18 protein-coding genes are annotated in these 18,860 nt (G+C 40.6%); all 18 read left to right on the top strand.

Annotation, left to right across the window (positions count from 1 at the left end):
- Positions 1–90: 90 nt before the first annotated feature.
- The gene (locus MHH33_RS12040) at positions 91–621 is read left to right on the top strand and encodes a YceD family protein (RefSeq protein ID WP_016427788.1); all 531 of its coding nucleotides are present in this window, start codon (positions 91–93) and stop codon (positions 619–621) included.
- Between the two features lie 24 nt (positions 622–645).
- Positions 646–819 (top strand): 50S ribosomal protein L32, encoded by a 174-nt coding sequence (gene rpmF, locus MHH33_RS12035; RefSeq protein ID WP_016427787.1) that lies wholly within the window; start codon positions 646–648, stop codon positions 817–819.
- Between the two features lie 81 nt (positions 820–900).
- The gene (locus MHH33_RS12030; RefSeq protein WP_016427786.1) at positions 901–1,662 is read left to right on the top strand and encodes an enoyl-CoA hydratase/isomerase family protein; all 762 of its coding nucleotides are present in this window, start codon (positions 901–903) and stop codon (positions 1,660–1,662) included.
- Positions 1,663–1,997: 335 nt separating this feature from the next.
- A complete protein-coding gene (locus MHH33_RS12025; protein ID WP_016427785.1) occupies positions 1,998–2,378 on the top strand; it encodes an RsfA family transcription factor in 381 nt (126 codons plus the stop codon).
- 171 nt (positions 2,379–2,549) lie between these two features.
- On the top strand, positions 2,550–3,905 hold the full coding sequence (locus MHH33_RS12020) for a biotin carboxylase N-terminal domain-containing protein (protein WP_016427784.1): 1,356 nt from the start codon (positions 2,550–2,552) through the stop codon (positions 3,903–3,905).
- Position 3,906: 1 nt separating this feature from the next.
- Complete coding sequence (locus MHH33_RS12015; protein WP_016427783.1) at positions 3,907–4,119, top strand: acetyl-CoA carboxylase biotin carboxyl carrier protein subunit; 213 nt, start codon at positions 3,907–3,909, stop codon at positions 4,117–4,119.
- A gap of 45 nt (positions 4,120–4,164) precedes the next feature.
- Positions 4,165–5,706 carry an acyl-CoA carboxylase subunit beta gene (locus MHH33_RS12010; protein WP_016427782.1) on the top strand — a complete coding sequence of 514 codons (1,542 nt, stop codon included), beginning with the start codon at positions 4,165–4,167 and terminating at the stop codon, positions 5,704–5,706.
- 95 nt (positions 5,707–5,801) lie between these two features.
- The gene (locus MHH33_RS12005; RefSeq protein WP_342541845.1) at positions 5,802–6,722 is read left to right on the top strand and encodes a 2-dehydropantoate 2-reductase; all 921 of its coding nucleotides are present in this window, start codon (positions 5,802–5,804) and stop codon (positions 6,720–6,722) included.
- Positions 6,715–7,104 carry a DUF3397 domain-containing protein gene (locus MHH33_RS12000; protein WP_016427780.1) on the top strand — a complete coding sequence of 130 codons (390 nt, stop codon included), beginning with the start codon at positions 6,715–6,717 and terminating at the stop codon, positions 7,102–7,104. The genes MHH33_RS12005 and MHH33_RS12000 overlap by 8 nt, the downstream gene beginning before the upstream one ends.
- 82 nt (positions 7,105–7,186) lie before the next feature.
- Complete coding sequence (gene bshC / locus MHH33_RS11995) at positions 7,187–8,809, top strand: bacillithiol biosynthesis cysteine-adding enzyme BshC (RefSeq protein ID WP_342541844.1); 1,623 nt, start codon at positions 7,187–7,189, stop codon at positions 8,807–8,809.
- Positions 8,810–9,302: 493 nt separating this feature from the next.
- Complete coding sequence (mraZ, locus tag MHH33_RS11990) at positions 9,303–9,734, top strand: division/cell wall cluster transcriptional repressor MraZ (protein WP_036659407.1); 432 nt, start codon at positions 9,303–9,305, stop codon at positions 9,732–9,734.
- A gap of 140 nt (positions 9,735–9,874) precedes the next feature.
- On the top strand, positions 9,875–10,825 hold the full coding sequence (gene rsmH, locus MHH33_RS11985) for a 16S rRNA (cytosine(1402)-N(4))-methyltransferase RsmH (protein WP_016427777.1): 951 nt from the start codon (positions 9,875–9,877) through the stop codon (positions 10,823–10,825).
- Positions 10,826–11,194 carry a cell division protein FtsL gene (gene ftsL, locus MHH33_RS11980; RefSeq protein WP_016427776.1) on the top strand — a complete coding sequence of 123 codons (369 nt, stop codon included), beginning with the start codon at positions 10,826–10,828 and terminating at the stop codon, positions 11,192–11,194.
- A gap of 35 nt (positions 11,195–11,229) precedes the next feature.
- On the top strand, positions 11,230–13,392 hold the full coding sequence (locus tag MHH33_RS11975; RefSeq protein ID WP_342543770.1) for a penicillin-binding transpeptidase domain-containing protein: 2,163 nt from the start codon (positions 11,230–11,232) through the stop codon (positions 13,390–13,392).
- Positions 13,393–13,450: 58 nt separating this feature from the next.
- Entirely contained in the window at positions 13,451–15,373 is a 1,923-nt protein-coding gene (locus tag MHH33_RS11970) for a penicillin-binding transpeptidase domain-containing protein (protein ID WP_342541843.1), read from the top strand.
- Positions 15,374–15,415: 42 nt separating this feature from the next.
- A complete protein-coding gene (gene mraY, locus MHH33_RS11965) occupies positions 15,416–16,387 on the top strand; it encodes a phospho-N-acetylmuramoyl-pentapeptide-transferase (protein ID WP_016427773.1) in 972 nt (323 codons plus the stop codon).
- Positions 16,388–17,740 carry a UDP-N-acetylmuramoyl-L-alanine--D-glutamate ligase gene (murD, locus tag MHH33_RS11960; protein WP_342541842.1) on the top strand — a complete coding sequence of 451 codons (1,353 nt, stop codon included), beginning with the start codon at positions 16,388–16,390 and terminating at the stop codon, positions 17,738–17,740. It abuts the gene before it with no gap.
- 20 nt (positions 17,741–17,760) lie between these two features.
- Positions 17,761–18,843 (top strand): putative lipid II flippase FtsW, encoded by a 1,083-nt coding sequence (gene ftsW, locus MHH33_RS11955; protein WP_016427771.1) that lies wholly within the window; start codon positions 17,761–17,763, stop codon positions 18,841–18,843.
- Positions 18,844–18,860 lie beyond the last annotated feature (17 nt).

Below are 18,860 nucleotides of genomic sequence, written 5' to 3'. Positions count from 1 at the left end.
CGGGTCAAAAAAAGGAGTGACAAGAAATTATCTTGACATCCAATTTTCTGCATTATATAATCAACTTTGTTGTCTTGAGGTGATAAACGAATGAAATGGGCAATTCATCAACTATCTAAATATCGCCATGACGGGATGCCAATTGATGAAACGATTCAATTGGATGAAGTGATGGAACGTAACCCGGACATCCGGAAAATTTCACCCGTTCATGTAAAAGGGCACTGCACATTTGGTGCAGCGCAAATGACTTGTCATTTTCAACTGACAGGCACCCTTACCTTACCATGTGCTCGCACGTGGGAAGATGTTGAGTATCCGTTTGATATTCAAACAGATGAGATTTTCAGCTGGTCGGAAACACATAAGGAAGACGATGGAGAAATTCATTATGTAGAAGGCGATGTTGTTAATGTCGACCCTGTATTTGAAGAATTGATTCTTGTCGAAATTCCGATACAAGTGTTTAAGGAAGATGCAGAGCATCAACCGATTCCGGGCGGAAAAAGCTGGTCATACTTAACTGATGAGGAATTGTCTGCTAAAGAAGAGAATGAACATAAAAAATTGGATCCTAGACTTGCTGATTTAGCAAAGTATTTTGATCAAACAGACGAATAAACGATCTGTAAGGAGGTGCCACCAATGGCTGTACCGTTTAGAAAGACTTCTAAAACAGTAAAAAGAAAACGTCGTACGCATTTCAAATTATCTCTACCAGGAATGGTAGCTTGCCCAAACTGTGGTGAATCAAAATTGGCTCACCATGTTTGTAAATCATGCGGACAATACAAAGGGAAAGAAGTATTGAGCAAATAATTCAGTATTTGTTCTATAAGGCTACCAGAGAGACCATGGCTCTCCGGTGGCCTTTTTCTCTATTTTCAAGGAGGAGCTTACATGACATTTGCAATTAATCGAGAAGATAATATTCTACGTTTTACTATTAAACGCCCTGAAATTCGAAATGCAATCAATCATGAAGTCATAGATGGTCTTGAGAAACTAGTTTCAAATGTACATAATGATTCAACTATACAATTTGTTGTTATTACCGGTGAAGGGGATGAAGCGTTTTGTTCTGGTGGAGATTTATCCGTCTTTCACGGTCTCCAGACGGCGCAAGAAGCCTTCCCAATGCTTGATCGGATGGCTAATGTTCTTTATCGAGTTGCCACTCTTCCTGTGCCTGTCATAGCACTTGTCAATGGGCACGCTGTAGGAGGTGGTTGCGAGATTGCTACCGCATGTGATTTCCGGCTAGTCTCGTCAAAAGCCAAAGCAGGGTTTATTCAAGGCTCTCTAGCTATTACAAGCGGCTGGGGCGGAGGAACCTATTTATTTGAAAAATTAGCAAGACAAGATGTAGCTATGCATATGCTGTGTGAATCAAAACCTTACTCAGCAGCTGTGTTACTTGCTAATGGGTGGGCTACACAAGTTTATGAAGGTGATAAGGAACAAGCTATGGAGAGATTTCTATCCGAGATGAAAAAAGTAGAGGCTTCTGTTCACCGTGCTTATAAACAAATGTTAATCCGTAAATGGATTGGTCAAAATCTACTGAGCCAAATTAATGAAGAAGTTAAAAACTGTTCACTACTTTGGGAAGCGCAGGAGCATCACGTGGCTGTTCAAAAATTCTTATCGCGGAAAAAATAACGTATTACTTAGATTTTTATACATAGGCTCTGTTATACGATGGTGTTGATAGTAAGGGAAACTGCGACAAACACCTGTGCTCCTGCGGTTACTCGTCGTTTAGAAGCGGTCCAAATCAAAACCTTTGGCCCGCTTCTTTCCTGCGGAAAAACCTAAAAGCCTGTGCTTCTGTTTCTGTTTCTGCATCGCTACGCTAGCTTCGAAACATGAAAGTGCGTTGCATTGTTGCGATCATCAAAGTTACTTTAAAGACACATTTTTTGTACTTTTTAAACCTCAACTTCTATTCTTTCTATTTGCGCATATAGTAGAAAAAAACGCGAGGTGAAGAATCTATGACTCAAGTTAAAAGAAAAGATCAATGGACTGCTGAGGATGACCATAAATTAGCATCCACTGTTTTGGAAATAGTTAAAAACGGAGGCACGCAAATTCATGCATTTGAAGTGGCTGCTGAAAAACTATCTCGTACGAAACAGGCTTGCGGCTTCAGGTGGAATAAAACGCTGAGACATACTTATGGACAGGACTTGAACCATGCAAAACAAAAATATCAACATCCAATGCATACACACTTAAAACAAGCGATGACCAGTTATGATGAACTGCTGGAAGCGCATGATAGGCTACAAAAGGAACATGCGCAACTGAAAACATTCGTCCAGCAAATTCAGCGTGTTTGTCTGGAAAGTCCATTTATTAGTCAAAAGAATTGATAATAAAATATCGACCGTTTCTTTGAAGATTGTATCTTTAAAGGGGCGGTCTTTTTAAATTTGTTTGTCTAGTTTGAATATTTCTTCATTCAAAGGTTGAAATCGTTTTCATTTTTCGTATAGACTATTGAAGATGGGGTTTCATGTTCAAACAGCATAGGGGGACAACATATGAAGAAAATTTTAATTGCAAACAGGGGAGAAATTGCACGACGAATTATCGAAACATGTAAGAAGTTACATATTGAAACAGTGGCAATTTATGCAGAAGCGGACGCGGAATTACCTTATGTAAAAGAAGCTGATTCAGCATTCTTGATAGGTCCAAGCCAAGTTCAACAATCTTACTTGAAAGTGGATGATATTTTAGCCTTGGCTAAGCGTGAAGGGGTTGACGCCATTCATCCAGGCTATGGTCTGCTTTCAGAGAATGCAAGTTTTGCAAGGAAGATTGAAGAAGAGGGCATGATTTTCATTGGTCCCGAGCCAGAAACTATCGATAAAATGGGCGATAAAATTGGCTCACGTCAAACGATGCAAGCTGCAGGAGTGCCAGTGGTACCAGGGACGGATGAAGGAGTACTTACGTTGGAAGCGGCGTTGGAAGAAGCGCAAAGAATTGGCTATCCGATTATGCTTAAAGCAAGCAGTGGTGGTGGCGGAATTGGCATGATTCGCTGTGATGATGAGCAAGCGCTCAGTCAGAATTTCGTTTCTGTGAAAACTCGTGCGAAGGCTTACTTCGGAGATGACGTGGTCTTTTTGGAAAAATACATTTCCGGCGGGCGTCACATTGAAGTGCAGATTTTTGGTGACACTCATGGTAATATTGTTCATTTGTTTGAACGCAATTGTTCAGTACAACGACGTAATCAGAAAGTAATTGAAGAATCACCATCACCGAATTTCCCACAGCCTGCACGTGAACGGTTGCTTAAAGCTGCAGTTGATGCGGCAAAAGCGGTGAATTATCGCAATGCTGGAACTGTGGAATTCATCGTGGATGAAAACAATGAATTCTACTTCTTGGAAATGAACACTCGACTTCAAGTGGAGCATCCGGTGACGGAAGCCGTTACTGGACTTGATTTAGTGGAATGGCAATTGCAAGTGGCACAAGGGGAGGCTTTACCGATTCCCAATCAAGCAGACATTCATTCCTCCGGGCATGCTTTAGAATTCCGGATTTACGCAGAAGACCCAAAAACGTTCTTCCCTTCACCAGGAAAAATCAACAAGCTGGATTGGGGAACTAAAGAAGACATTCGTATTGATGCAGGTTATGAAGAAGGAAACACAGTAACTCCTTTTTACGATCCAATGATTGCTAAAGTCATCATTCAATCAGAATCTCGTGAACAGGCAGTAAAAAAAGCGCAAACATTCTTTTCATCGGTTACGATTGAAGGAGTAAAAACGAATGTTGCATTGTTCCAGGAATTTTTAGGAGCGGAAGCGTTTATGAACGGCACATATACAACAGCGGTATTACCACAATGGCTTGAACAACAAAAGGAGGAAAAATAACATGAAACAAATTCAATCAACAATGGCCGGTACAGTTTTCAATATTACTGTAGCAGTAGGCGAAGAAGTAACTGCAGGACAAACGGTTATGATTTTAGAATCAATGAAAATGGAAATTCCAGTTGAAGCAGAAACAGCTGGTAAAATTGCGAAAATTGATGCGCAAATTGGCGATTTCGTTAATGAAGGCGATGTACTAGTAACATTCGAATAAAAATTACATGGGGCAAGTGGGATTGAAACAAAGGGGGTAACATACATGACGGTTAAGACAACTTATAACGAACGCTTAGAAGAAAAACTGACTGGTATTTTTGCGGGAGGCCATTCAAAATATCATGAAAAAATGAAAGAGCAAAATAAATTATTTGTTCGTGAACGTTTAGCATTGCTTTTTGATGATGGTGAGTATTTAGAAGATGGTCGCTTTGCAAATTGTGAAGCAGGTGACTTGCCTGCAGATGGCGTCGTAACGGCGACAGGTAAGGTCGGAGGTCAACAAGTTTGTGTAATGGCCAATGATTCGACAGTAAAAGCGGGTTCATGGGGATCACGTACAGTTGAGAAAATCATTCGAATTCAGGAAATTGCAGAGAAAAACCGTGTACCGATGCTATATTTGGTCGATTCTGCTGGAGCGCGAATTACTGATCAACTAGATATGTTCCCAAATCGTCGTGGAGCAGGTAAGATCTTCCACAATCAAGTTCGTATGTCTGGTTTTGTACCTCAAATTTGTTTGCTATTCGGTCCATCAGCTGCAGGTGGTGCGTACATCCCGGCGTTTTGCGATATCGTCATCATGGTTGAAGGAAATGCATCCATGTATTTAGGTTCGCCGCGTATGGCTGAAAAAGTAATTGGGGAAAAAGTGACATTGGAGGAAATGGGCGGCGCACGCATGCACTGTTCAGTTAGCGGATGCGGAGACGTTTTGGCATCATCAGAACAAGAAGCCATTTCTGAAGCTCGTCGTTATTTAGCATACTTCCCAGCGAATTTTACGGAAATGCCAAAAGTGGTTGAACCAAAAGCGGTAAAAGATGGCCGTACGCTGGAAGCAATAATCCCTGAAAATCAAAATGCACCATTTGATATGTACGAAGCGATTGATCAATTAATTGACGAAGGTTCATTATTTGATATCAAGAAATTGTTTGCGACTGAAATCATCACTGGACTAGCACGAATTGAGGGTCAAGCTGTTGGGATTATCGCTAATCAACCGAAAGCCAAAGGCGGCGTATTATTCGTGGACTCGGCTGACAAAGCAGCAAAATTCATCAATTTGTGTGATGCGTTTGGTATTCCATTGTTGTTCCTGGCAGACGTACCAGGATTTATGATTGGTACAAAAGTTGAGCGTGCAGGCATTATTCGACATGGTGCGAAACTGATTATGGCCATGAGCTCAGCAACAGTGCCTAAAATTTCTGTTATCGTTCGTAAAGCATATGGAGCTGGTCTCTATGCAATGGCAGGCCCTGCATTTGAGCCGGATGTGTGTATAGCACTGCCAACTGCTCAAATTGCAGTAATGGGTCCCGAGGCTGCAGTGAATGCTGTATTTTCAAACAAGATAGAAGCCATTGAAGATCCGAAAGAGCGTTTGAAATTTGTTCAGGAAAAACATCAGGAATATAAAGAGCAAATTGATATTTACAAATTAGCTTCAGAAATGATTATTGATGAAATTGTGGCGCCTAGTAATTTACGTGAAGTGCTGGCGATGCGTTACCGTGCCTATAGTACGAAACATATTCCACAACCACCTCGTAAACATCCAGTTTATCCAGTATAATCATGAGAAAGACGAAAGGTCTGCCGTTTGTCGGTAGGCCTTTTCTGATAGATAATAGAAATAGACTAGCTAGAATGGCGCATTGCGCTTTTCATTTGGGAGTTGAATGTGCATTGAAAGTGGTCATTGTTGGAGCGGGTGCAATCGGTTTGCTGATTGGCTCATACTTGAGTGAACAAAAACATGAAATTACCTACATAACAAGAACTCATGAACAAGCAGTTACTCTTTGTACCAAAGGAATTACTCGCATTCAACCTGATGGTGAAACTGTGCATACAAAAGTGTTTGCCAGTACAGAGTTCAACCAAGCTCCTACAGATGCTTTATGGATCATTGCGGTTAAATATCACCATTTATCTTCAATTGAACCCCATTTGAAGTCTTTGCCTGAGTCAACGGCTTTGTTATTTACTCAAAATGGACTTGCTCACTTACAGTGGGTTAACCAATTTAACAATCACCCGGTTTATATAGCGACCATTGAACACGGCGCCATGAAAGAGGATTCGTCGATAGTCGTCCATAAAGGAATCGGTGTCACAAAGATTGCTCCATACATAAAGAAAACAAACCATTTGGACTTTACCTTATTTGAAAGTCCTTTATTTCACATTGAGCTAGCAGAAGATGCTTATGGAATTGTATTACGCAAAGCAATATTAAACGCCTGTATTAACCCAATCACTGCGGTTTTACAAATAACGAATGGTGAACTGCTTACAAACTCTCATGCCTATTTCCTGATGAAAACAATATTTTATGAAATTGAAAGTGTTTTTGCAGAGATATCGCAACTGCTGACTTTTGAGGAAGTAAAAGCACTTTGTATAAAAACAGCCAAAAATAATTCTTCCATGTTACAAGATCGACTTAATCATCGAACAACTGAAATTGAACCAATCGTAGGGGCACTACTTCAAATGGCTGCAACTAGAGATAGAGATTTGCCGGTGTTGCGAACGCTATACCATTTAGTATTGGCGATTGATGAAATTGGTCAATCTCATGACTAATATTATTCAAGCAATGGTCAGTTTCCTTATCGTTATGCCTCTATTCATGTTCATTGTGGTTTATATCATTTCATTGAAATTGACAAAGAAAATGTCTAGAGCTTTTGGCCATGCAGCAGATATAACAACCTTTCTTCTGTTCATGTCAATTCCTGTAGCACTCAAATCTTTGTTTCATATAGAAACGATGGGTATTATAGTTGGTTTGGCCTTAATCACGAGTGTCTTGCTGACAATACTGGAATGGAAGTCGAAGAAGGAAATAGAATTATTGACCTTGCTCCGTAAAATTTGGAGAATTTTGTTTTTAGTTCTCAGCTTTTCTTATTTTATTATCTGGTGTGGAGGACTTGTGATAAAAGTAATAGAATACATGAATTAATGCTGATAAGTCGTTTGTTTTTCCAGGCGTGCCGTCAAATGCTATACTCGATTTGTATTTAGAAACAAAAGGAGTTACCACGATGAAATTTGACCAAATTGATCAACCGAATAGCAGTTCTTTCATGACTGATTTTTATGCTCAAAAGGAAGAGCTTTCTGCTTATTTTCATAATTTACCGAACCAAACATCTTTTGTGAATCGTGCAATGACATTAAAATCGCACCGTATAGACCGAACACAACTGACAAAAGTAATCCGTGACTATATGGCGAATTTGCTTCATAGCGAAAAAGTGGATTTTCATTTGAAAGAGTTGGAAGAAAATGCCCTTGTCGTTATTGGAGGACAACAAGCGGGATTACTTACTGGACCACTTTATTCTGTACATAAAGCGATATCAATTGTCCTGTTGGCCAAACAGCAACGGGAAGCTTTAGGTGTTCCAGTCGTACCTATTTTTTGGATTGCGGGAGAAGACCATGACTTAGACGAAATAAACTCTACTTTCACGCCATTACGGGGGACTTTACAAAAACAAACCTATAATGTTCGACCTAATCGTAAACAAATGGCGTCTGAGAGTATGCTTGAGACCGGGAAATTACAGTCTTTTATTCGTGACGTCTTTAAACAATTCACGGAAACGGCTTATACGAAAGTATTGCTTCAAAAGTATTTGAAAGTTGCCGAACAAACTTCAACCTATAGTCAATTTTTCACCGTAATGATGCATGACTTTTTTGCCAATGAAGGCTTGTTGCTGATTGATGCAGCATTCGAACCCCTTCGACGCTATGAATCTCCTTATTTTGAGAAGATGATAGACCAAGCGCAAGAAATTGCATCACTTGTTGTCGAACAGGAAAATCGTTTTCAGCAAGCGGGATACGGTCAACCTATTCAAGCTTCCGAAGACAGTGGTAACTTATTCATCGTAGAAAATGGAGAACGATTTTTATTAAAGCACTTCGATGGGACGTTTAAAAATGAAGCTGCGGGTCTCTCTTTCACTAAACATGAATTATTGGACATTGCAAAAAATTATCCAGAACGCTTGAGCAACAATGTAGTGACACGTCCGTTAATGCAGGAAATGGTATTCCCTGTCTTAGCATTCATTGGTGGCCCGGGTGAACTGGCGTATTGGGCAACTTTCAAAACCATGTTCGAACATTTTGATATGGAATTACCTGTCATCGTGCCTCGCTTATCTATGACCATTATTGACAGAAAGTCCAAACAGTATTTGAATGAGCTTGATTTACCACTGGAAAGTGTTTTCAACGGACAAATGCAAATGCATAAACAGGACTTTATGGATGATGTTAAAGATGATGTGGCGGAAGAAATAATTCGGGAAATCCAGCAGACACTGGTTGAGCATTACGAAAAACTAACAAATCATTTAGCCACAACACAAGCATCTACTTCGCTTTCCGTTCTGACGGAGAAAAATTTGGCGATTCATAACAACCAATTTAGTTACTTGAGCCGTAAAATAGAAGATGCCAATTTGTTGCGTCATGAAGTGAAGCTTCGTAAGTACAATCATATTGAAGGGTTTCTTTTCCCGGAATATAAGTTACAGGAACGTTGGTTTAGTCCATTATTGTTCTTAAATGAAGTGGGCCCTACGTTAATTGATGATCTTTTATCTCAACCGTTTGAATTTAACGGAAAGCATAAAGTTATTTCGTATTAATTCTTAAGTCTGTTAACTATTAATGTTGATATGTATAAGAATTATTGTTACTCCAATCAACGGATTTCGCTTCTGTTTGCGTATCTCTTCATATTATTTCATTACTAAGATGGTCGGCTATTTCTGAAGACTCCTGCGGAAAAACGAAATAAGCTAGACCCCGCAGGTTCAGCTGTCATAGACAGCTGAGCCGAGGAGGCTAGCGTTTCGTCCGCGGAAAGCGAAAGAAATAGCCGACCATAATATTTTTTGATAGAGTGTAAAAGATAAGAATGCGGATTTTTATACTTTTATATTGATTAATATTCTTTTGTCAACAAGCTGAAGCCGTCTCGGTTAAAGAGACGGCTTTTTTCTATGGGGTAAAAGGCTTTTAGGTTGTTTCAGCAAGTACTATTTACACATTTCATCGTGTAATGAAAAAAAAATATAAAAATGGTGGAGGAAAGTGGGGGGATGTGGTACATTAATGACAATAAGTGGGGTGAGTAGGATGTTCATGGGAGAATATCAACATAGTGTTGATGCGAAGGGCCGTCTTATTATACCGGCAAAATTTCGTGAGCACCTTGAAGAGACGTTTGTAATTACAAGAGGTCTTGATAACTGCTTATTCGGCTATCCTATGAATGAATGGCGAAAACTTGAAGAAAAATTAAAGGCTTTGCCTGTAACTAAAAAAGATGCCCGTGCATTTACGCGATTCTTCTTTTCAGGAGCAACAGAAGTTGAAATCGATAAGCAAGGTCGCATCAATATCCCAAGTACATTACTATCCCATGCAAATGTGGAAAAAGAATGTATCGTTCTTGGCGTTTCAAATCGAATTGAGATTTGGGCAAAAGATTCTTGGACATCCTATTTTGATGAATCCGAGGACTCATTTAACGATTTAGCTGAAAATATGATTGGCTTTGATATCTAAGGAAAACAGATATGCCCATGTAAGCTCAACTCCAGCGATCGAAAGCTCGATGCGAAAGCCTGCTTTCGCATGAGAGACTGAAGCTTAGGAGTGAGTTGAGATTCGAAGTTAGACAAAACAAAATTTAGGAGGACGAACAGTTGTTCAACCATACAACCGTATTGCTTCAAGAAACCGTTGACGGATTGAACATTCGTCCAGACGGTACATATGTTGACTGCACCCTTGGTGGAGCGGGACATAGTGAATATTTAGTACAACAGTTAAACGATCAAGGAAGATTGATTTGCTTTGATCAAGACACAATCGCAATCGAAAATGCGAAAATTCGTCTGTCGGATCATTTGCACAAAGTAATCTTTGTACATGCGAATTTCCGCTTCATAAAAGAAAAGCTTCACGAACTTGGCATCGAAAAAGTGGATGGGATCCTGTATGACCTAGGTGTTTCATCACCACAACTCGATACGCCGGAACGTGGATTTAGTTACAACCATGATGCACCTTTGGACATGCGTATGGATACTTCTGCGCCACTTTCGGCCTATCACGTGGTCAACGAATGGGAATTCAATGATTTGGTTCGCATTTTCTATCGCTATGGTGAAGAGAAATTCTCAAAACAGATCGCTCGCAAGATTGAAGAAGCCAGAAAACATGCACCAATCGAAACAACAGGACAACTTGTAGAATTAATTAAAGATGGGATCCCTGCACCTGCCAGAAGAAAAGGCGGACATCCTGCGAAACGCGTATTCCAAGCAATTCGGATTGCAGTGAATGATGAACTAGGAGCTGCTGAACAATCACTCCAAGATGCACTCGATTTGCTTGCATTAAATGGACGTATCAGCGTTATCACTTTCCACTCACTGGAGGACCGCATTACGAAAACCATTTTCAAAGAAGCAGCCTCATACCCGGATCTACCACCAAATTTACCGGTCATCCCAGAAGGCATGGAACCTATGTTGAAATTAGTAACAAGAAAACCGATATTACCAAGTGAAGAAGAATTACTTCACAATAATCGCTCTCGATCAGCGAAGCTACGAATCGCAGAAAAAATAAAGGATGAAGGACGTGTCTAAATGGCAATGCACGCAAAAACACAAACAACTTACATAAAGCAGCCTGTCGTTAATCCACAGCCTGCCATCCATCCGTCCACTAAGCCGGAACGGAAAATTTTTACTAAAGGTGAGAAAATATTATTTGCAGTCTTCGTATCCATCGTTGCATTGTTTTGTGTGATGATTTTACAGACACAAGCAAGCATTCACACATCTGCTCAAGACATTCGATCAATTGAACAGCAAATCGATGAAACAAAAAAACAGAATACAGATTTGTCCATTCAAGTTAGTGAGCTCTCAAAGTATGAGCGAGTTTGGGAAAAAGCTAAAGCACTTGGCTTGAAACTGAACGAGCAAAATGTGAAGGTCGTACCGGGACAATGAAGAAGAAATTTCGATTTCAATGGGGAGCCTTTCTGATGTTATTGTTCTACGGAGGGCTCTTTTTTCTATTGTTGTCAAGGATGATATTTATTCAGGTCACGGGAGAAGCGGATGGGCAAGCGCTTGCAGCAAAAGCAGCCGCTAAATATGAAAGAGAACAAGTGATTACTTCGAGTCGAGGTAAAATTCTCGATAAAAACGGTGAAATTATTGCGGAAGATACATTGAGCTACCGATTAGTAGCGGTGCTCAGTCCAGAAGCAACGGCAGATGCTAAAAATCCACAACATGTAAATGATGTGGAGAAAACGGCAACTGTACTTGCTGAATACATTCCATTATCAAAAGAGAAAATAATGGAACGTTTATCGAAAGAAGGCGTTTATCAAGTTGAATTTGGTTCTGCTGGCAGAGATATCAGTCATGAAGTCATGACGAAAATTTCGGAGCATAAATTGCCTGGTCTCGTTTTTGTCAAAGATTTAAAACGTTTTTACCCAAATGGGACATTTGCGTCTCATTTAATTGGTTTTGCCGTGAAAGAAGAACAGGAAGATGGCACTTTCCAGACAGTAGGTAAAATGGGTCTTGAATCGATTTATAACAAGCAATTAACTGGGAAAAATGGGAAAGTGCAATACGAAAGTGATTTATGGGGGTATCTACTACCGAATTCTGAAGAAATGGTGACGCCTGCACAGGATGGGCATAACATTCATCTGACGCTGGATAAAACAGTCCAGAATTTCCTTGAAGATGCCATGAGTCGTGTTGAGGAACAGTATAATCCTGAGAAAATAGTAGCGATGGTCGCAGACCCGAAGACGGGTAAAATTCTGGCCATGAGCCAGCGTCCCTCTTTCGATCCGGAAACACGTGAAGGACTGACAACAAACTGGTTGAATGAAACTATTGAAAATACGATAGAACCAGGTTCCACGATGAAGACGTTTACGGTTGCTGCTGCCATGGAAGAAGGCAAATGGGATCCGAACGCTTGGTACCAATCGGGACAATATACATTACTCGACCGAACAATCCGTGACCACAATCGTACCGGATGGGGTACGATTACGTTTGAAGAAGGATTCCAACGATCCTCAAACGTTGCCATGGCTTATTTACTAGAGAGACTGGGTGACACCGTCTTCCTTGAATACTTGGACAAATTTGGCTTCGGCAAGAAAACAGGCATTGACCTGCCAAATGAAGCAAGCGGGGAAATTATCAGTAAGTGGCCGATCGACCGTCTGGTTTCTACGTTTGGTCAAGGATCCACTGTGACCCCTATGCAACTGATTCAAGCCGAAACAGCCATTGCTAATGATGGAGTCATGATGAAACCGTATGTTATCGAAAAAATAGTAAACCCCTCTACCAATGAGGTCATGCATGACTCAAAACCGGAACAAGCAGGTAAACCTATTTCTGCGGAAACTGCAAAAAAAATGCGGGAGTTATTGGCCTCTACGGTTACGGCTGAACACGGGACGGCTAAAAGATTTGAACTGACGGATTATACGGTGGCCGGAAAAACGGGAACTGCGGAAATTCCGGATGAGTTTGGACGCTATCAGAAAGGGTATGAAAACTATTTGTATTCATTCCTTGGCATGGCTCCCGCAGAAGATCCACAGTTGGTGGTATATGTAGCGGTTTCCAAACCGAAATTAAAAGATGGTGAAGTGGGGTCCATTCCTGTTTCGGAAATATTCAAATCCGTGACTGAAAATAGTTTGAAATACATGAACATCAAACCACAGCAAGTAAAATCCATTCCATCAGTGACACTGCCGGATGTGAAAGATAAAGATTTGGCGATGGCTCAAAGTACCATGCTTGAACATAAAATGAATGCAGTGACTATCGGAGAGAGTGGCAAAGTTCAAGAGCAGTTTCCAGCTGCTGGTACTGAAATTCTTCCAGGGAGTCTGGTCCTGTTGAAAACACAAGGTCCTATCACGATACCGGACTTTACGAATTGGTCTAAACGTCATATTTGGGTATACCAAAAGCTTTCCGGATTAAACATTGAAGTCGTCGGAGAAGGATATGTCGTAAGTCAAAGTGTTTCCAAAGGGTCGGTCGCAAACGAACAGACCCCGATCGTTATTAAATTGGAAACACCGGAAGAAACCAATAAAAAAATAGAACCACCGCCGGTTAAAGATGGAGAAGAAACACTTCCGCAAGATTAAATATTGAATAGGCACTCCATTCCTATCATACGTTGTTAAAAAACAAGGTGTGGTTAAAATGAAGGCAGGAGTGCCTCAGCAATTGAAAATCAGAGTTCGGACAATGGTTCTCCTCTTTTTTTGCTTAAGTATTGCATCATTGGGGAAATTGATTTACATGCAATTTTTTCAATATGAATGGCTTACTGAGAAAGCAGAAGAGAATTGGGATCGTGAAATTCCATTTTCACAGACAAGAGGCAACATTCGCGATCGTGACGGTGAATTAATTGTAGGAAGCAAGCTCTCACCGACGCTGTATTTTATGCCTGCTCAAAATGAAGATGTTGAGAGTGCTGCTGCAAAACTAAGCAAAGCTCTTAATATTGACGAAAATAAACTGGTTGAGCAGATGAGTAAAAAAACTTTCCTAATAAAATTGGCGCCTGCAGGAAAGAATATAGAGCTCGGTAAAGCGATTGAAATCCAATCCTTAAAAATTCCTGGTTTATATACAGGGGTTGACTATGTTCGAGATTATCCCCATGATGAAATATTGTCTCGGTTATTGGGGTTCACTGGATACGATCATGAAGGTCTAGCCGGTATTGAATATCAATACAACGAATTTTTGACATCGACAGAATCAACGCTCAGATTATTTACAGATGCAAAAGGCACTTCCTTGCCCCATGTAAATGACGAATGGGGGAAAGGAAAGGATGGTTCGACGATCGATTTGACGATTGATTTAGATGTCCAAGAAGTGATAGAAAGAGAATTATCCCAGGCAATGAAGAAATATGATGCTGATCAGGCGATGGGAATTGCCATGAATCCAAAAACAGGAGCGATTCTGGGATTAGCTTCGTTCCCGACTTTCCATCCTTTACAATATGACAAAGTGAGTCCTAGCGTTTATAATCAGAACTTGCCGGTGTCGATGACATTTGAACCTGGTTCAACTTTCAAAATAATCACGCTTGCAGCTGCTCTTGAAGAAGGAAAAGTGGATTTAAAAAAAGAAGCTTTTTATGATCCGGGGTATGCGATTGTCGAAGGCGCAAGGTTGCGATGCTGGAAAAGGGAAGGTCATAAGCATCAGACTTTTTTGGAAGTGGTTGAAAACTCTTGTAACCCAGGCTTTATTGAACTAGGTCAACGTGTTGGACGTGACAAGCTGTCGCAATACATACGTGATTTTGGTTTTGGGCAAAAAACAGGATCATCCATTGCTGGTGAATCCTCAGGAATTCTGTTTTCTAAAGGAAGTTATGGACCAGTCGAACATGCGACTACATCGTTCGGCCAAGGAATATCAACAACACCCATTCAACAAGTTCAGGCAGTATCAGCTGCTGTCAATGGCGGTACTTTGTTTCAACCCTATGTTGTAAATCGAATTTACAATGAACAAACGAACGAAGTGATAAAGGAAAACAAACCAACGAAAGTAAGACAGGTTATTTCTGAAGAAACATCCAAACAAGTTCGTGAAGCATTGGAATCAGTTGTGGCGAACGGCTCAGGCCGAAATGCATTCCGCGATACGATGCGCATTGGAGGGAAAACAGGGACTGCTCAAAAGGCTGTTAACGGTCGCTATGTAGAAGGGCAATACATTGTTTCGTTTATTGGCTTTGCACCGGCTAACGACCCTGAAATCGTGGTATATATCGCCATAGATAATCCAAAACACGTGTTGCAGTTCGGTGGAGTTATTGCTGCACCGATTGTAGGACAAATCATTGAAGATAGTGCTCCTTTTATTGGATTCAAGAATTCTGCCAAAGATCAACTTGAAAAAGAGTATCGTTGGGGAGATGCAATGCAATTGCGAGTACCTGAACTAGTAGGTCTCGAGAAAAATAAAGTGATTAAAATGGAAGAGCCTTTCAGAATTGAATGGCACGGGACGGGAAATAAAATCATCTCCCAGCTTCCAAAAGCAGACAGTTTAATGTCTGTAGACGGTACGGTTCATTTATACTTAGGTGAATAATAGTAATAACGACAACCATCGTTTATTTGAAGGAGAATACATATGACACTCGCAACAACACTTATGATTGTAGGGATTGGCTTTTTCCTTACGATACTGTTAACTCCACTTTTCATTCCGGCATTAAAGCGAATGAAGTTTGGTCAAAGTATCCGTGAGGAAGGTCCTCAATCCCATATGAAAAAAGCCGGCACCCCTACGATGGGAGGGCTTGTTTTTATTGTTTCCATTGTCCTCACGACTCTAGGCGTTGCTTTTTATTTGGAAATGTTAACCACACAAACGATTGTTTTAGTCATCGTGTTTGTCGGTTTTGGCGTCATTGGCTTTTTGGATGACTTTATTAAAGTTGTATTAAAAAGAAATTTAGGATTAACATCCTTACAAAAATTGATAGGGCAAATCGTTATTGCCGTAGCCTCTTTCTTCTTGTTAAAGCAAGGTCCATTTGAAACTACAGTAGGTATACCGTTCACGGACTGGTCAGTTGATCTTGGCTTTGCCTATGTATTATTCATGGTGTTTTGGCTGGTAGGATTCTCGAATGCAGTCAATTTGACAGATGGACTGGACGGCTTAGTTTCAGGAACAGCCTCCATTGCTTTTACGACATTTGGCGTATTGGCCATGTATTACAATCAACAAGATATAGCGATTTTCGCGTTTGCCGTAACAGGCGCACTTCTTGGTTTCTTAATTTTCAATGCAAATCCTGCTAAATTATTTATGGGGGATACTGGTTCGCTCGCACTGGGTGGAGCTCTGGCGATGGTTTCGATTTTAGTTAAGCAAGAGCTTTTGTTGCTGCTTGTTGGGATCATATTCGTTGCAGAAACGCTGTCCGTAATTTTACAAGTCATCAGTTTTAAAACGACTGGAAAACGAATATTTAAAATGAGTCCTCTTCATCACCATTTTGAATTATCCGGATGGTCTGAATGGAAAGTTGTCGTCGTCTTTTGGTCAACGGCATTCCTTGCAGCCTTTATTGTCGTTATGATGGAGGTATTATAAATGAAAAGCATTACACAATTTACATCTAAAAAAGTACTGGTACTGGGACTTGCAAAAAGCGGCGTCGCAGCTGCGGAGCTGCTCCACAAATTAGGTGCTTTTGTTACCGTCAATGACGCGAAACCATTTGAGGAAAGTCAAGATGCACAGAATTTATTGAGTAAAGGAATTACCGTCATTTGCGGAAGACATCCTGAGGATTTGCTGGACGAAGGATTCGAATATGTAATTAAAAATCCTGGTATTCCTTATCACAACCCGATTGTCAGTGACGCTATTTCCCGGGGAATACCGGTTTGGACAGAAATAGAACTTGCCTATTTAATAAGCGAGGCTCCGTTTATCGGCATTACAGGTTCGAATGGTAAAACAACCACTACTACCTTACTTTTCCATATATTGAATCAAGGTGGTCAAAAGCCATTAATCGCCGGCAATATCGGTACGGTAGCTTGTTCAGTTGCGCAAGAGGCACAGACGGACCAAATCATCGTAACAGAATTATCATCATTCCAATTGATGGGTATTGATCAATTCAAACCGAAAATCTCGATTTTGACTAATTTATATGAAGCCCATTTGGATTATCACGGATCTTTCGAAGAATATGGCGAAGCAAAATTTGCAGTCACCAAAAATCAAACGTCTGAAGATATTTTCATTTACAATGCAGATCAATCAGCAGTGGTTAATTATGCAAGCAAAACTAAAGCAAAACTTTTGCCGTTTTCAACTAAAGGACGTCGTCAAGATGGAATCAGTGCGGATGCTGAACGTATCTATTGGCTCGGCGAACCATTCCTTGAAAGAAAATCAATTGCTTTGCCTGGAGAACACAATCTAGAAAACATTTTAGCTGCAGTTGCTACATCCATTTTAATGTCTTGTCCAAAAGAAACAATTGAGCATGTCTTAACGTCCTTTACTGGAGTAAAACATCGCACACAATTCGTACGCGAATGGAAGCAACGTAGGTTCTTCAATGATTCGAAAGCAACGAATACTTTAGCAACCAAGAGTGCGCTCGCAGCCTTCAAGGAACCTATCATATTAATTGCTGGTGGATTAGATCGCGGCCATTCATTTGAGGAAATGCGTGAGTATATGGGGAACGTGAAAGTTATCGTGACATTTGGAGAAACTGCTGAGCGTCTTATTGAATTTGCCGAATCATGTGGAGTTAAAGGTTTGGAAAAAGTCGAGAATATTCAACAAGCCGTTCATGTCGCAACTGAGTTATCAAAACCACATGATGTCATTCTGCTTTCACCAGCTTGTGCGAGTTGGGATCAATATGCAAACTTTGAGTTGCGTGGAGACGATTTCATCCAAGCAGTCTTTCAAATCAACTAATAAGAATAACAGACGAAGGGATGCCAAAACTGCAGAAAAGACCGACAAATGTTTTTCTGTTTACTAGTTTACTATTAACTGTCATTGGCTATTTTTTTGTTTACTCTGCCGGCTCTTACTGGGGGAAAGTGCATTACCAAGACAGTTTGCCATTCTTCTGGAAACAGGCAATGTTCGGCACCTTGGGGATGTTATGTGCACTTGTTATGTCGAAAATGACGTTCCTGAGCAATCGGAAATTCTGGAAGATTGCTTATATTTTATCCATTCTTCTGCTTTTTTCGGTGTACATCCCCGGTCTAGGGATTGTAAGGAATGGATCCCAAAGCTGGATTCAAATCGCCGGTTTCAGCTTGCAACCTGCTGAATTCGTCAAGATTTCAGTCATTGGATTTCTAGCTTGCATGCTGGCACAAAAGTCTACTGGACTCAAAAGACGCTATGTTCAGCCCATACTGATTTGTTTGGTTCCCGCTGGAATCATATTGGTCCAGCCGGATTTTGGTTCAGCTTTTCTGTTAATTGTGGGTGGATTTTCCCTGTTGTTCATCGCGGGGTTTCCGGTGCGCTTCTTCGTTGGTATTGGGTCCATTGGCGTATTGGCTCTCGTTGGCTTGATCATTTCTGCACCTTACAGATTAAAGCGTATATATGCCTTCCTCGATCCATGGGAAGATGCATTGAATAGCGGTTTTCAAGGTACCCAATCTTTAATGGCGATCGGACCATCGGGATTGTTTGGTCACGGCTTCGGCCAAAGTCGACAGAAGTTCCTTTATTTGCCCGAACCACAAAATGATTTCATTTTCTCGATCATTGTGGAGGAAATGGGCTTTATCGGTGCTTTCTTGTTAATTGGGTTGTTCTGCCTGTTCTTGTACACAGGATATAGACTAGCCGTATTGGCGCCAACCAAAGTAGGTTTTTATGCGATTGCAGGAATTCAATCGATGATTGGTTTCCAAATATTTTTAAATATTGGGGTGGTCATTGGCTTATTCCCAGTAACAGGTGTAACATTACCATTTATTAGTTACGGTGGCTCATCTTTACTTTCAACCTGGCTCATTGTCGGGCTAATTCTACGATTTTCAAAAGACTGATAGATAGGAAGGAGTGA

This window comes from Paenisporosarcina sp. FSL H8-0542 (genome assembly GCF_038632915.1).
GTDB lineage: Bacteria > Bacillota > Bacilli > Bacillales_A > Planococcaceae > Paenisporosarcina.
The sequence above is the reverse complement of the archived record's forward strand: the minus strand, read 5'-3'. Positions and strand labels throughout refer to the sequence as shown.

Bases quoted from the DNA above. Each gene is read 5' to 3' on its own strand.
- MHH33_RS12040 (WP_016427788.1), top strand. From the start codon at position 91: ATGAAATGGGCAATTCATCAACTATCTAAATATCGCCATGACGGGATG.
- rpmF (WP_016427787.1), top strand. From the start codon at position 646: ATGGCTGTACCGTTTAGAAAGACTTCTAAAACAGTAAAAAGAAAACGT.
- MHH33_RS12030 (WP_016427786.1), top strand. From the start codon at position 901: ATGACATTTGCAATTAATCGAGAAGATAATATTCTACGTTTTACTATT.
- MHH33_RS12025 (WP_016427785.1), top strand. From the start codon at position 1,998: ATGACTCAAGTTAAAAGAAAAGATCAATGGACTGCTGAGGATGACCAT.
- MHH33_RS12020 (WP_016427784.1), top strand. From the start codon at position 2,550: ATGAAGAAAATTTTAATTGCAAACAGGGGAGAAATTGCACGACGAATT.
- MHH33_RS12015 (WP_016427783.1), top strand. From the start codon at position 3,907: ATGAAACAAATTCAATCAACAATGGCCGGTACAGTTTTCAATATTACT.
- MHH33_RS12010 (WP_016427782.1), top strand. From the start codon at position 4,165: ATGACGGTTAAGACAACTTATAACGAACGCTTAGAAGAAAAACTGACT.
- MHH33_RS12000 (WP_016427780.1), top strand. From the start codon at position 6,715: ATGACTAATATTATTCAAGCAATGGTCAGTTTCCTTATCGTTATGCCT.
- bshC (WP_342541844.1), top strand. From the start codon at position 7,187: ATGAAATTTGACCAAATTGATCAACCGAATAGCAGTTCTTTCATGACT.
- mraZ (WP_036659407.1), top strand. From the start codon at position 9,303: ATGTTCATGGGAGAATATCAACATAGTGTTGATGCGAAGGGCCGTCTT.
- ftsL (WP_016427776.1), top strand. From the start codon at position 10,826: ATGGCAATGCACGCAAAAACACAAACAACTTACATAAAGCAGCCTGTC.
- MHH33_RS11975 (WP_342543770.1), top strand. From the start codon at position 11,230: ATGTTATTGTTCTACGGAGGGCTCTTTTTTCTATTGTTGTCAAGGATG.
- MHH33_RS11970 (WP_342541843.1), top strand. From the start codon at position 13,451: ATGAAGGCAGGAGTGCCTCAGCAATTGAAAATCAGAGTTCGGACAATG.
- mraY (WP_016427773.1), top strand. From the start codon at position 15,416: ATGACACTCGCAACAACACTTATGATTGTAGGGATTGGCTTTTTCCTT.
- murD (WP_342541842.1), top strand. From the start codon at position 16,388: ATGAAAAGCATTACACAATTTACATCTAAAAAAGTACTGGTACTGGGA.
- ftsW (WP_016427771.1), top strand. From the start codon at position 17,761: ATGCCAAAACTGCAGAAAAGACCGACAAATGTTTTTCTGTTTACTAGT.